Below are 13,747 nucleotides of genomic sequence, written 5' to 3' on the forward strand. Positions count from 1 at the left end.
CATCCGCTGATCACGCCGTTTTCCGATCAGCATCCCCGGCCCGCCCGGCATGGCAAGTTTGCCCATGCCTGGTGGGCCTTTTTTCGAGGTAGACCAAGGAGACTCCCATGGCCAATGTGACTTTCTCTTCCCCAAGCATGAAGAAGGACGTGACGGTGTATGCCGTCGCGGGCGACACGCAGACGCTGCTGAGCGTGGCCCAGGCGCACAAGATTCCCGTGCACTTCGAGTGCGAGAACGGCGAATGCGGCTCGTGCGCCGTGGAGGTCATGGTGCTGTCGAACAAGACGCCGTGCGCCGTGGCCCTGACGGAGAAGGAAAAGGCCGTGCTGCGCCTGTCCGGCAAGATCACGCCGGAGCAGATCGCCCAGGCCGAGAACGCCGACACGCCGCCGCCCTACCGCCTGGCGTGCCAGTTCATCGTCCGCAACGAGGACATCGTGGTGAAGTTCTGATCGGTCGGCGATCGGCCGGGCTCGCCCGCCCCAACCGAAAAGCGGCCCGCGGGCCGCTTTTTCATGGGAGCTTCATAGCCAGCCGGCCTTCTTGAAGCGCCGGTACAGGAACACGCAGGTCAGCACGATGGTGCTCAGGGCCAGCGGGTAACCGTACTTCCACTTCAGCTCCGGCATGGTCTCGAAGTTCATGCCCCAGATGCCCGCAAACGCCGTGGCCGCGGCGAAGATGCCCGCCCAGGCCGCGAGCTGCTTGGTGATCTCCGACTCCTCGATGGTCACCATGGACAGGTTGACCTGTATGGCCGTGCCTATGGTGTCGCGCAGCGAGTCCAGGCTGGCGTTGATGCGCAGCAGGTGGTCGTAGACGTCGCGGAAATATTCACGGTTGCCTTCGCACACGGCGGGCACGCGCCCGCGCCAGAGCTTGCTCACGGCTTCCAGCAGCGGGGTGACGGCGTGGCGCACGGTCATGATGCGCTGCTTGAGGTGGTAGAGCTGGCGGATGTTCTGCCGCGCCGCGCCGGACTCGAAGATCTGCGCCTCCAGCGCTTCCAGTTCGGTTTCCATCATGTCGATGAGCGGGAAGTAGCGGTCCACCACCGCGTCCAGCAGGCCATACAGCACGAAGCCGGCACCATGGCGAAGCAGGTGGGGCTCCTGTTCGGCGCGCTGGCGCACGCCCAGGAGGCTGTGGCGGCTGCGGTTGCGCACCGAGAGCACGAAGTTGCGGCCCACGAAGGCGTCCACCTCGCCCAGTTGCAACTGGTCCAGCGCGTCTATCTCCACGGTGTGCATCACCACGAAGAGCTGGTCGCCGTACTCCTCCACCTTGGGCCGCTGCTGGCCGTGGCTGGCGTCCTCGATGGCCAGGTCGTGCAGGCCGAACTCGCGCTGCATGGTGGCCAGCTCCTCGTCGCTGGCATCGCGCAGCGCCACCCACACGAAGCAGTCCGGCCGCTCCACGTAGCGGCTGATGTCTTCCACGGAGATGTCGGAGAGCTTTTTCCCCTCCTGATAGACGACGCAGTTGATGAGCATGGCGGCTGGCTTTCTGGACAACCCGCCATTCTTGCGCATCGTGAAACCCATCACGGCTGGAAGCGGGGCGGGCGGCACGGCGGCCAGGAGCATCGGGCTTTGGCGCCGCCCATGTCGCAATTGTCGCGAACCGTCCAAGCCGCGGCCACTAAACCCGCGCCGCGCGGCCGATTTGTTCCAGATCATGCGGGGAAAACCCTGGCATCGAACCTGCATAGGAGACAGCGCACGCCTAGGAGAACCCATGCTGCCCAGCCTGAAGGACAAGATTGCGCAGGTCTTCGATGAGCCCGGTTGTGAAATCAACCAGGCCAAGGATGAGAAGGCGCGCAAGAAGGGTTGCACCAAGCAGCTCACCCCCGGTGCCGCCGCAGGCGGCTGCGCCTTCGACGGCGCCAAGATCGCGCTGCAGCCCATCGTGGACGTCGCGCACCTTGTGCATGGCCCCATCGCCTGCGAGGGCAACTCGTGGGACAACCGGCACAGCGCCTCCTCCGGCTCGGAGCTGTACCGCATCGGCTTCACCACGGACATCAACGAGCTCGACGTCATCTACGGCGCCGAGAAGCGGCTGTTCAAGGCCATTCGCCAGATCCTGGACACGCAGGACCCGGCGGCGGTGTTCGTCTACCAGACCTGCGTCACCGGCCTGATCGGCGACGACATCGAGGCCGTTTGCAAGCGCGCCGCGGAGAAGTTCGGCCGCCCGGTGATCCCGGTGAACGCGCCCGGCTTCGCGGGCCCCAAGAACCTGGGCAACAAGCTGGGCGCCGAGGCGCTGCTGGACTACGTGGTCGGCACCATGGAGCCGGAGTACACCACGCCCTACGACATCAACATCATCGGCGAGTACAACCTCTCCGGCGAGCTGTGGCAGGTCAAGCCCATGCTCGATGCGCTGGGCATTCGCATACTGAGCTGCATGTCCGGCGACGGCCGCTACCGCGAGGTGGCCAGCGCACACCGCGCCAAGGTCAACATGATGGTGTGCTCCAAGTCGATGATCAACATCGCCACGCGCATGCAGCAGCGCTGGAACATCCCGTTCTTCGAAGGCTCGTTCTACGGCATCTCGGACATGAGCATGACGCTGCGCGAGATCGCGCGGTTGCTGGTGGAGCAGGGCGCCGACGCCGAGCTCAAGGACCGCACCGAGGCGCTCATCGCCGTGGAGGAGGCGCGCGCCTACGAGCGCATCCGCGCCTACCGCCAGCGCCTCGCGGGCAAGAAGGTGCTGCTCATCACCGGCGGCGTCAAGAGCTGGTCGGTGGTCTCGGCGCTGCAGGAGGCCGGCCTGGAAGTGGTGGGCACCAGCGTCAAGAAGAGCACCCGGGAAGACAAGGAAAAGATCAAGGAAATCATGGGCGACGACGCCCACATGATCGACGACCTGAGCCCGCGCGAGATGTACGCCATGCTGCGCGACGCCAAGGCCGACATCATGCTCAGCGGCGGCCGCAGCCAGTTCGTGGCCCTCAAGGCGCGCATGCCCTGGATGGACATCAACCAGGAGCGCCACTACGCCTTCGCCGGCTACGAGGGCATGGTCACCATGATCAACGAGATCGACAAGGCGATCTTCAACCCCGTGTGGCAACAGGTGCGCGCGCCGGCCCCGTGGGAAGACACCGCCCAAGCTGCATTGCCCGTCTGAGCCGCAGTCCACTTACCGGAGCAAGCCATGGCACTGGTCACCGAGTCGAAGAAAGCCGCCGCCGTCAATCCGCTCAAGATGAGCCAGCCCCTGGGCGCGAGCTACGCCTTCATGGGCCTGGCCTCGTGCATGCCCGTGATGCACGGCTCGCAGGGCTGCACCTCCTTCGGCCTGGTGCTGCTGGTGCGCCACTTCAAGGAGGCCATCCCGCTGCAGACCACGGCGATGAACGAGGCCACCACCATCATGGGCGGCTACGACAACCTGGAAAAGGCGCTGATCAACATCCGCACCCGCGCCAAGCCCAGGCTCATCGCCATCTGCTCCACGGGCCTGACCGAGACCAAGGGCGACGACGTCGAGGCGTTCATCAAGCTGGCCTACGAGAAGCACCCGGAGCTCAACGACACCGCCGTGGTCTACGTTTCCACGCCGGACTACGTGGGCGCCTTCCAGGACGGCTGGGCCGCCGCCGCCGCCGCGCTGGTGGCCAAGCTGCCGCGCCAGGACGAGCCCAAGGTGGCCGGCAAGGTGGCCGTGCTGCCGGGCTGCCACCTCACGCCGGGCGACATCGAGGAGCTGCGCGAGATCATCGAATCCTTCGGCCTGCAGCCCGTGTTCGCGCCGGACGTGTCCGGCTCGCTGGACGGCCACATCCCCGACGCCTGGCTGGGCACGACGCTGGGCGGCACGGCGCTGGAAGACCTGCAGGCCCTGGGCGGCGCGCAGCACACCATCGCCATAGGCGAGCAGATGCGCGCGGCCGCCGCAGCCCTGCAGGCCCGCTGCGGCGTGCCCTACACGATGTTCGACCGGCTCACCGGCCTGACGGCATCGGACGCCCTGATCAAGTTCCTGGCCCAGCTCAGCGGCAAGCCCGTGCCCGCGAAACTGCGCCGCCAGCGCAGCCAGCTGGTGGACGCCATGCTGGATGGCCACTTCCACTTCGGCAACGTCAAGGTGGCGTTGGGCGCCGAGCCGGACCTGCTGTGGTCGGCCGGCAACTTCCTCGCCGAGATGGGTGCGGAGCTGTCGGTGTGCATCACCACCACCAAGTCGCCGCTGCTGGAGCGCATGCCCACGGGCGAAGTGCTGATCGGCGACCTTGAAGACCTGGAGCGCAGCGCACAAGCCGCGGGCTGCGACCTGTTGATGACGCACTCGCATGGCCGGCAGGCCGCGCAGCGTCTGAACAAGCCGCTGTTCCGGCTTGGCATTCCGACGTTCGACCGCATCGGCAACTCGCACATTTGCCACGTCGGTTACCGCGGCAGCCGAAACTTCGTCTACGAAGTCGGCAACCTGTTGATGGATCAGATTCACCATGCAAGCCCCGACGATTGGCCGCTCACGCCTGCGGCCCGTGCAGCGGCCGCCGGTCTGGCGCAGCCTGCTGCCGCGAGCGATGACGTTGCCGAAATCGGACTTTGAACCGTACCGCCCCCTCAAGGAGTACCCGCCCATGAAAGTTGCCTTCGCCACCCAGGACCAGCAGCGCGTGGACGCGCACTTCGGCTGGGCCAAGCACCTGGCCGTGTACGAGGTGAGCGCCGACGGCGCCACCTTCATCGAGGACTATGCCTTCGGCGACAACCTGGCCGAGGACGGCGACGAGGACAAGCTCGCGCCCAAGCTCGCCGCCATCCACGACGTGGCCATCGTCTACGTGGCGGCCATCGGCGGCTCGGCCGCCGCGCGCGTGGTGGCCAGCGGCATCCATCCCGTCAAGGTGACGGGCCCGGACCCCATCAGCGAAATTCTGGAAAAACTCCAGGGGGTGCTCAAGGGCACGCCGCCGCCCTGGCTGCGCAAGGCGCTGCAAAAGGGCAAGGAAAAGAGCTTCGATTTCGACGAAGAAGAGGTGAAACAATGAGCGAAGAAGTGCAGGAGCACGGCACCGACGAGGCGCTGCTGCAGGACCGCTTCATCCGCGAGCTGATCAAGCAGCTGCGCGCCCAGGACACCCACGGCACGTGGGAAGGCAAGAGCGACCTGAATCTGCTGGAGCCCTACATCATCACGGCCGAACAGCGCCGGCAGATGCCGGTCATGGGCGACCCCGATCCCGATACGCTGTGGCGGCTGGACCTGTTCCACAACGCCATCGGCCTGGCCATCGAGCGCGCCACGGGCTGCATGGTGTCGCCCATGATGAAAATGAGCCACGAAGGCTTCGGCCGCGCGGTGCTCACCACCGGGCGCCTCATCGTCGTCAACCGCTACCTGCGCGACGTGCACCGCTTCGGCTACGCCTCGCTGCAAAAGCTCGCCGACGCGGGCAACAAGCTGGTCGACGAGGGCATCTCGATGATCGAACAGTACAAGGAGGTTGCGACCTATGGCTGACATCGACGCGATCAAGGCGGAGCTCAAGAAGCTCAACGCCAAGGCCACGCAGGCCAAGATGGACCTGCACGACCTCAGCGAAGACTTGCCCACCAACTGGGAACGCATTCCCGAGGTGGCGCGCATCGCCCACGAGGCGCACGAGGCCCTGATGGCCGCGCGCGCCAAGCTGGCCGCGGCCCAGGCGGCGGCCTGACCCCAGGCCGCCGGATCATCGGAAGAGGAATCCTTTCGGACTGAGGTATCGAGGCCTGGCCGCGGGCCCCTCGATACCTCAGGGCGACAGGACATCACGACACACAGAGACTGTCATGGCTAATTTCAGCGTCACCATGCCCTCGGGCGAAAGCTGGACCCCGGCTTTCGTTGAAGAAATCAACGAAGACAAGTGCATCGGCTGCGGCCGCTGCTTCCGCGTTTGCCCGCGCGGCGTGCTCGAGCTCATCGGCCTCGACGAGGACGGCGAGCGCATCTCGCTGGACCCCGATGGCGACGATGACGAGGAATACGAGAAGAAAGTCATGACCATCGCCCACAAGGAGCTTTGCATAGGCTGCACCGCCTGCTCCAAGATCTGCCCCAAGAAGTGCTACACGCACGCTCCCGCGGCGGCCTGATCATGCTCTCCCAGCAGCGTTTCCTTCCCCAGCCCCTGCCCATGGCCCTGTCGCGCCGCGCCACGCGCGACGACGAGGTGCAGGACGTGAGGCAGCTGCTGCTGGACCATGCCGATCCATCGGCCGGCACACCGGCCGAGATCGAGCACATGGCCGACACCGTGGCCGTGGCCTGCCTGGGTGACAACCACCTCTGGCAGGACCTGCAACTGGCTTCGCGCGCCGAGCTCTCGGCGCTGATGAGGCACTGGTTCCCCTCGCTGGTGGTACGCAATACCGGCGACATGAAATGGAAGAAGTTCCTCTACAAGCAACTGTGCGAGCGCGAGGAAATCTTCATCTGCAAGGCGCCCAGCTGCGCCGTGTGCACCGACCATCCGGTGTGCTTCGGCCCCGAAACCTGAAGCGCGGCAGATGTGTTTGGTCACCGTGCGTGGCACGGTGCAATAGCTCATTACATCCTTAGCCCAGACCCGGGGAAGCCCCGAGGGGAGGCGATACCTAAGCTCACTTGCGGAGCCGGCGCACACAAAGCTTGCGTCCGGCATCCCATAACCGCAAGGAGAGCTGCGCCATGCCCATCACGGTGGACGACGTCGACGTCGACGAGTCAAGTACGGTTGCCCGTTTCACATTGCGCCTGACTGCGCCCAGCGCGCTGCCCGTCAGCGTCAGCTACAGCAACTCCAACGCCACGGCCGCCAACGGCTCCGACTACAGCGCGCGCTCAGGCACCGTGACCTTCGCGCCCGGCCAGACCGTGCTGACCGTGGACATCCCCATCCTGGCCAACACCACTGCGGAGCGCACCGAGTTCTTCCTGCTCAACCTGTTCAGCCCGGTCAACGACACCATCGCCCGCAACACCGCCTGGGCCACCATCTACGACAACGACCAGATCCTGCCCGGCGCGCCGGTCATCCGCGTGGGCGACAGGGTGGTCGACGAAAGTGCCGGCGTGGTGAGCTTCACGGTCACGCTGGACCGGCCGGCGACTGGCAACGTCAGCGTCCACGTCGCCACGGCCAACGGCACGGCACTGGCCGGGTCGGATTACACCGCACTGTCGCAGACGCTGCTGTTCTCGCCAGGCCAGACGGCCAAGACGGTCAGCGTGGCGCTGATCAACGACGCGGTGGCCGAGGGCGCGGAGACTTTCGATCTCGTGCTGTCCGCCCCCGCGGGCGGCGTACTGGCGGCGCCTGCCTTGGGCCGCGCCACCATAGGCGCCAACGACGCCACGCCGGTGATTTCACCGCTGATCAGCGTTTCGGACGCGGTTGCCGACGAAAGCGATGCGAGCCTGCGCTTCGTGGTCAGCCTCAGCGCTCCCGCCACCCAACAGGTGAGCGTGAGCTACAGCAATTCCAACGTCACCGCGGCCAACGGGTCCGACTACCTGGCAGGGAGCGGCACGCTGGTCTTCCTGCCTGGGCAAACCACGCAGGTCGTGACGGTGCCCGTGCTCGACGACACCACGGCGGAGCGGACGGAACTGGTACGCCTGAACCTGTTTTCCGCGGTCAACGGCACCATCGTGGACAACGACGGCCTGGGCACCGTCCATGACAACGACGCGCTCAGCGGGACGCCCGTCATCCGCGTGGCCGATACGGTCGTGGACGAGTCCGCGGGTTTCGTCACTTTCACGGTGGCACTGGACCGGCCCAGCACCAGCAACGTCAGCGTCAACGTCGCCACGGTCAATGGGACGGCCATTGCCGGCTCGGACTACACCGCGCTGGCGGCGCAGACATTGACCTTCACCCCGGGGCAAGTCGCCAAGACCGTCAGCGTCGCGCTGGCCAACGATGGCGTCGCGGAACTGGACGAAACCTTCATGCTGCAGTTGTCCGCCGCGGTGGGCGGCGTGTTGGCAGCCCCCACCTTTGGGCGCGCCACCATAGGCGCCAACGACGCCACGCCCGTGGCGCAGCCGCTCATACGCGTTTCCGACGCCGTGGCTGATGAAAGCGACACGGCATTGCGCTTCGTGGTGAGCTTCAGCGCGCCGTCCAACCAGACGGTGAGCGTGAGCTACAGCAATTCCAACGTCACGGCCGCCAACGGCAGCGATTACGTGGCCTTGTCCAACACGCTGGTGTTCGCGCCCGGGGAGACCACCAAGGTGGTCGTGATTCCCGTGCTGAACGACACCACGCAGGAGCGCGTGGAGTTCGCCCGCCTGAACCTGTTCTCCGCCGTCAACGGCGTGATCGTGGACAACGATGGGCTGGGCACCCTTTACGACAACGACGCCCCGAGCGGCACGCCCGTCATCCAGGTGGCGGACAGCGTGGTGGACGAGGCCGCAGGCAGCGTCACCTTCACCCTTGCGCTGGACCGCCCAAGCACCAGCAACGTGAGCGTCAACGTGGCCACGGCCAACGGCACGGCGCTGGCGGGCGCCGACTACAGCGCACAGGTGCTTCAAACCCTGACCTTCACCCCCGGCCAGACCGTCAAGACGGTGACCGTCGCACTGGCCAACGATGCGCTGGCCGAGGGCACCGAGTACTTCGACCTGGTGCTGTCCTCGCCCGTGAACGCCACGTTGCCGGACAACGGCGCACGGGCCTTCATCGGTGCCAACGATGCGCCGGCGGCCATCCTGCCGCTGGTGAGCGTGTCGGACGCCCAAGCCGGCGAGAGCGACGGTGCGCTGCAGTTCATCGTCAGCCTCAATGCGCCCTCGACGCAGCAAGTCAGCGTGAGCTACAGCAACAGCAATCTCACGGCAGCCAATGGCAGCGACTATGCCGCCCAGTCGAACACGCTGGTGTTCGCGCCCGGGGAGACCACCAAGGTGTTGTCCATCCCCGTCCTGGACAACACCACGGCCGAACCTGCCGAGCTGCTGCGCTTGAACCTGTTCAGCGCCGTCAACGCCACCATCGTGGATGGCGCGGGCCTGGGCTGGATCCAGGACAACGACGCGCCCAGCGGCGTGCCCGTCATCAGGGTGGACGATGGCATCGCGGACGAGGGCGGCGGGTTCGCGCGCTTCAACGTCACGCTGGACCGTCCAAGCACCAGCCAGGTCACGGTGGTGGCGGCAACCGCGGACGGGACGGCCTCGGCCGGGGCGGACTACGACGCGCAGGCCGCCCAAGTCCTGGTGTTCGCCCCGGGCGAGACCAGCAAGACCGTGCTGGTGCCGATGCGCAACGACGCAGTGGCCGAAGGCGTGGAGTTCTTCGACCTCCAACTCAGCAGCGCAGTCAACGCCACCATCGGCGACGTGCGCGGGCACATGGCCATCGCACCCAGCGATATGGCGACGGCGGCCACGCCCACCGTATCGGCCGCCGCGATTTGGGCGCCGGAGGCGGGCACGGCACTGGACTTCGTGGTCAGCCTCAGCGCGCCGTCGGCGCAGCAAGTCAGCGTCAGCTACAGCAACTCCAACGGCAGCGCCGCCAATGGCAGCGACTACGTCGCGCTCAGCGGCACGCTGGTGTTCGCGCCCGGCCAGACCATGCAGGTGGTCCGCATTCCGCTGCTGGACAACCTGGTGGCGGAAACGCCGGAAACCTTTGCCCTCAACCTCTTTAGTGCGGTCAATGCGGTGGTCGGCGGCACGCCGGTGGTGGCGACCATCGTCGACGACGACCCGGCGCCGGCCGGGCAGCTCACCATCGCCGGCACCGGCAACGCCGACGTTCTCGTCGGCCGGCCCGGGGCCAACATCGTCAACGGCGGAGCCGGCAACGACCTGCTGGATGGCGAAGCCGGCGTCATCATGCGCGGCGGCGCGGGCAACGACGTCTACATCGTCGAGGCCGCCGGTGACACGGCGGACGAGACCGGCGGGTCGGGTACGGACACCGTGGTCGCCTACATCAACCACACGCTGGCCGCCGGACTGGAAAACCTGCTGCTGCGAGGCGCGGCTGTCAGCGGCGCGGGCAACGCCGCGACGAACTTGCTGCAAGGCAACGCGTTGGGCAACACGCTGTCCGGGGGCGCCGGCAACGACACGCTGCGCGGTGCCGCTGGCGCCGACACGCTCAGCGGCGGCACGCAGGCCGACAGCTTCGTCTTCGACAACCTGGCCGGCATGGACAGCATCACCGACTGGAGCAGCGCCGACGACAGCCTGCTGTTCAGCATGGCCGGCGTGCGCGTCGGAGACGGCGACACCGTGGTCGAGAACGCGCTGTTGCGCAATGCGCCCGGCGGCTTCGGTACGGCAGCGGAACTGGTGGTGTTCAGCCAGGACATCGCGGGCGCCATCACCACGGCCAGCGCCGCGGCGGCAATAGGTTCGGCCACGTCGGCGTATGCCGTGGGCGACGCCCGGCTCTTCGCCGTGGACAACGGAGCGCAGACCGGCGTGTTCCTGTTCCGCGCCGCGGCCGCGGATGCGCTGATCAGCGCCGCCGAGCTCACGCCGCTGGTGCTGGCCACGGGCGGCGCGTCGGCACTGTCGGACTACCTCTTCGTGGCTTGAGGTCCGGGCGGCGCGGTCCGGCGCCGCGCCTTCAAGCCGGAAAAGAAAACAGGCCGCCCAAGGGCGGCCTGATATTTTTTGGCAACCGGCCGTCGCCTCGGCCGGCTCTGCCTCAATGCCGTTTTAGTTGTTTTAGCAACTTCACACACGAAAGGGCCCTTGCCGGGCCCACATCCCGGATCAGGGCAGACGCATTGCACCATCGGCATGCCGCCTGGATACTGACGGACGTCAACACCAGCCAGGCCTCATCGCCGGATGCGCAGGCAACTGACATGGATCAAACACTCACCACTCAAGGGATTTATGTGGCGCGCAACGGTGCGTGGCCGCACGTTGGCGGTGCGGCCGGGCGCGGAAATTGCAGCCACCCCGCCATCATGTTCACCGCCCCCCTGTTCAAGCTCATAGAAGAAGCCGGCGAAGGCGTGCTGATGCTGCTGGAAGACCTGCAGGAGGCCGAGTTCCTTCGCTCGCGGCTGACGCGCCTGGAAGTGCTGCGCCAGCTCCACACCATGGCCGACACGCTGGGCGCCTTGCCTCCTGAGGTGCGCACGGCCATGCCGGAGCTCGAATGGGACGGCTGGCGCAGTGCCGCCGCCGCGATGGCGGCCGAGGGGGCGCAGCGCGACGAGACCGCATGGTTTGCCGCGCGCTCGCTGGTGCCGGCCACGCTGTCGTGGCTGCGCGTGTACCGCAACGCCGAGCCGGCAATGTTCGAGTACCGCGCATAAACCTGCGAAGCCTGCGCGAGCCGCGCGGACTCCGCCCGGCTGCCCGCCGGCCCGTCTGCGCGAGCGGTCACAGCCCCCGGCGGCCTTCGCGTCGCAGACCCTACAAAAGCGACACCGCCAACGGCGCGGCGATGTCGGCATGTGCGCCTTTGCACCCAAAGTAATTGATAAGGTCTTGATGCAGCGCAACTTTTCGCGCTGACCCAGGGTTGGCACGGTACATGCGAATCACCCGGCAACGCAGCACGGGAGCCTTCAATGGACAGCGCAAAGCCGATCTACCTGGACTACGCAGCCACCACGCCGGTTGACCCGCGGGTGGTGCAGCAGATGGTGCCTTACCTCTACCAGCAGTTCGGCAATCCCGCCTCGCGCAGCCATGCGTACGGCTGGGCAGCCGAAGAGGCGGTGGAGATTGCCCGCGAGCACGTCGCCGCGCTCATAGGCGCCGACCCTCGCGAAGTGGTCTGGACCTCCGGCGCCACGGAGTCCAACAACCTGGCCATCAAGGGCGCGGCGCAGTTCCACCGCAGCCGCGGCAAGCATCTCATCACGGTCAAGACCGAGCACAAGGCCGTGCTGGACACCATGCGCGAGCTGGAGCGCGAAGGTTTCGAGGTCACCTACCTCGACGTCCAGGAGGACGGGCTGCTGGACCTCGCCGCGCTGCAGGCCGCGCTTCGCCCGGACACCATCCTGGTGTCGGTGATGTGGGTGAACAACGAAATCGGCGTGATCCAGGACATCCCCGCCATCGCCGCCATGTGCCGTGCCCGCGGCATTCTCTGCCACGTCGATGCGGCGCAGGCCAGCGGCAAGGTCGAGATCGACATGAGCACGTTGCCGGTGGACCTGCTGAGCCTGTCCGCGCACAAGACCTACGGTCCAAAGGGCATAGGCGCCCTGTACGTGCGCCGCAAGCCGCGCGTGCGCATCGAGGCCCAGATCCACGGCGGCGGCCATGAGCGCGGCATGCGCTCCGGCACGCTGCCCACGCACCAGATCGTGGGCATGGGCGAGGCCTATCGCCTGGCCAAGGAAGGCATGGGCCGCGAGAACGAGCGCATCCGCGCGCTGCGCGAGCGGCTGCTGGCCGGGCTGCAGGACATCCCGGCCGTGCGCGTCAACGGCAGCCTGGACAAGCGCGTGCCGCACAACCTCAACGTCAGCTTCGAGTTCGTCGAGGGCGAGTCGCTGCTCATGGGCATCAAGGGCGTGGCCGTGTCCTCCGGCTCGGCCTGCACCTCCGCCAGCCTGGAGCCCAGCTACGTGCTGCGCGCGCTGGGCTTGTCCGACGAGGTGGCGCACAGCTCCATCCGCTTCTCGGTGGGCCGCTTCACGACCGAGGACGAGATTGACGCCGCCGTCGCGCAGGTGCGCTCCACCGTGGAGCGGCTGCGCAGCCTGAGCCCGCTGTGGGAAATGCACCAGGCCGGCATAGACCTCAAATCCATCCAGTGGGCCGAGCACTGACACCACGTCTGCCGACCAACTGAAACCGCCAACACATCCAGTCCAGACCAGGAGCACGTCACATGGCATACAGCGACAAGGTCCTAGACCATTACGAAAACCCGCGCAACGTCGGCAGCCTGGAGACCGACGATAGCGTCGGCACCGGCATGGTGGGCGCACCGGCCTGCGGTGACGTGATGAAGCTGCAGATCAAGGTCAACCCCGACACCGGCGTGATCGAGGACGCCAAGTTCAAGACCTACGGCTGCGGCTCGGCCATCGCGTCGAGCTCGCTGGTGACGGAGTGGGTCAAGGGCCGCACGCTGGAGCAGGCACTGGCCATCAAGAACACGGCCATCGCCGAGGAGCTGGCGCTGCCGCCGGTGAAGATCCACTGCTCCATCCTGGCCGAGGACGCCATCAAGGCGGCCGTGGCCGACTACCGCTCGCGCCGCAGCCCCGTCACCGAGCAAGCGGCCTGCGCCAGCAGCAACGGCTGAACCCCAGCCACCGTCTCCCACTCAACGATCCACGCCACCTTCTCACCAGGAGAACCCACATGGCCTGCCAATCCCAGCCCAACGCCTCCGGCAGCTGCAGCACCTCCGCCGTGCCGCCGGCCCCCATCGAATTGCCCGAGGGCACCGACCCCATCCGCTTGACCGAAGCGGTGGTGAGCAAGGTGTCGGAGATGCTGGCCGAGGAGAGCGATCCTGCGCTGCAACTGCGCATTTTCGTCACCGGCGGCGGCTGCTCGGGCTTCCAGTACGGCTTCGCCTTCGACGACGAACGCAAGGAAGATGACTTCCGCATCGAGCGCGACGGCGTCAAGGTGGTGGTGGATGCCATGAGCCTGCAGTACCTGGTGGGCGCCGAGATCGACTACGAGGACAAGCTCGAAGGCGCTCGCTTCGTCATCAAGAACCCCAACGCCTCCAGCACCTGCGGCTGCGGCAGCTCTTTCTCCGTCTGATTTCCGTTCGACCCGATCA

At 66.7% G+C, this 13,747-nt stretch carries 14 protein-coding genes; 13 read left to right on the forward strand and 1 reads right to left on the reverse strand.

The window, feature by feature from the left end:
* Positions 1–107: 107 nt before the first annotated feature.
* A complete protein-coding gene (locus tag SM757_RS17420) occupies positions 108–455 on the forward strand; it encodes a 2Fe-2S iron-sulfur cluster-binding protein (RefSeq protein WP_066341916.1) in 348 nt (115 codons plus the stop codon).
* A 72-nt stretch (positions 456–527) separates the two neighbouring features.
* On the opposite strand, the gene corA is transcribed toward SM757_RS17420, so the two are convergent.
* Positions 528–1,496 carry a magnesium/cobalt transporter CorA gene (gene corA / locus SM757_RS17425; protein WP_066341921.1) on the reverse strand — a complete coding sequence of 323 codons (969 nt, stop codon included), beginning with the start codon at positions 1,494–1,496 and terminating at the stop codon, positions 528–530.
* 244 nt (positions 1,497–1,740) lie between these two features.
* Between corA and nifE the strand changes: the two genes are divergently transcribed.
* The 12 genes from nifE (at position 1,741) to erpA (ending at position 13,728) form a co-directional block, all read left to right on the forward strand.
* Entirely contained in the window at positions 1,741–3,150 is a 1,410-nt protein-coding gene (gene nifE / locus SM757_RS17430; RefSeq protein ID WP_066341915.1) for a nitrogenase iron-molybdenum cofactor biosynthesis protein NifE, read from the forward strand.
* 27 nt (positions 3,151–3,177) lie between these two features.
* Positions 3,178–4,581 carry a nitrogenase iron-molybdenum cofactor biosynthesis protein NifN gene (nifN, locus tag SM757_RS17435; RefSeq protein WP_322466459.1) on the forward strand — a complete coding sequence of 468 codons (1,404 nt, stop codon included), beginning with the start codon at positions 3,178–3,180 and terminating at the stop codon, positions 4,579–4,581.
* A gap of 31 nt (positions 4,582–4,612) precedes the next feature.
* On the forward strand, positions 4,613–5,023 hold the full coding sequence (nifX, locus tag SM757_RS17440) for a nitrogen fixation protein NifX (RefSeq protein ID WP_066341913.1): 411 nt from the start codon (positions 4,613–4,615) through the stop codon (positions 5,021–5,023).
* Complete coding sequence (locus tag SM757_RS17445; RefSeq protein WP_066341912.1) at positions 5,020–5,496, forward strand: NifX-associated nitrogen fixation protein; 477 nt, start codon at positions 5,020–5,022, stop codon at positions 5,494–5,496. The genes nifX and SM757_RS17445 overlap by 4 nt, the downstream gene beginning before the upstream one ends.
* Positions 5,489–5,692, forward strand: a complete 204-nt coding sequence (locus tag SM757_RS17450) for a CCE_0567 family metalloprotein (protein ID WP_066341911.1) — start codon at positions 5,489–5,491, stop codon at positions 5,690–5,692. Before SM757_RS17445 ends, SM757_RS17450 begins: the two co-directional genes overlap by 8 nt.
* Positions 5,693–5,807: 115 nt before the next feature.
* Positions 5,808–6,113, forward strand: coding sequence for a ferredoxin III, nif-specific (gene fdxB / locus SM757_RS17455; RefSeq protein ID WP_066341910.1), 306 nt, complete (start codon positions 5,808–5,810; stop codon positions 6,111–6,113).
* Between the two features lie 2 nt (positions 6,114–6,115).
* Complete coding sequence (locus tag SM757_RS17460; RefSeq protein ID WP_084267894.1) at positions 6,116–6,517, forward strand: nitrogen fixation protein NifQ; 402 nt, start codon at positions 6,116–6,118, stop codon at positions 6,515–6,517.
* 170 nt (positions 6,518–6,687) lie between these two features.
* The gene (locus SM757_RS17465; RefSeq protein WP_322466460.1) at positions 6,688–10,566 is read left to right on the forward strand and encodes a Calx-beta domain-containing protein; all 3,879 of its coding nucleotides are present in this window, start codon (positions 6,688–6,690) and stop codon (positions 10,564–10,566) included.
* Between the two features lie 380 nt (positions 10,567–10,946).
* Positions 10,947–11,300 carry a ribonuclease HepT family protein gene (locus SM757_RS17470; protein ID WP_322466461.1) on the forward strand — a complete coding sequence of 118 codons (354 nt, stop codon included), beginning with the start codon at positions 10,947–10,949 and terminating at the stop codon, positions 11,298–11,300.
* Positions 11,301–11,558: 258 nt separating this feature from the next.
* Positions 11,559–12,773, forward strand: coding sequence for an IscS subfamily cysteine desulfurase (locus SM757_RS17475; protein ID WP_322466462.1), 1,215 nt, complete (start codon positions 11,559–11,561; stop codon positions 12,771–12,773).
* 62 nt (positions 12,774–12,835) lie between these two features.
* A complete protein-coding gene (iscU, locus tag SM757_RS17480) occupies positions 12,836–13,255 on the forward strand; it encodes a Fe-S cluster assembly scaffold IscU (protein ID WP_066341907.1) in 420 nt (139 codons plus the stop codon).
* 59 nt (positions 13,256–13,314) lie between these two features.
* Complete coding sequence (gene erpA, locus SM757_RS17485; RefSeq protein ID WP_084267893.1) at positions 13,315–13,728, forward strand: iron-sulfur cluster insertion protein ErpA; 414 nt, start codon at positions 13,315–13,317, stop codon at positions 13,726–13,728.
* Positions 13,729–13,747: the final 19 nt, after the last annotated feature.

The organism is Azohydromonas lata (assembly GCF_034427735.1).
Lineage (GTDB): Bacteria > Pseudomonadota > Gammaproteobacteria > Burkholderiales > Burkholderiaceae_C > Azohydromonas > Azohydromonas lata.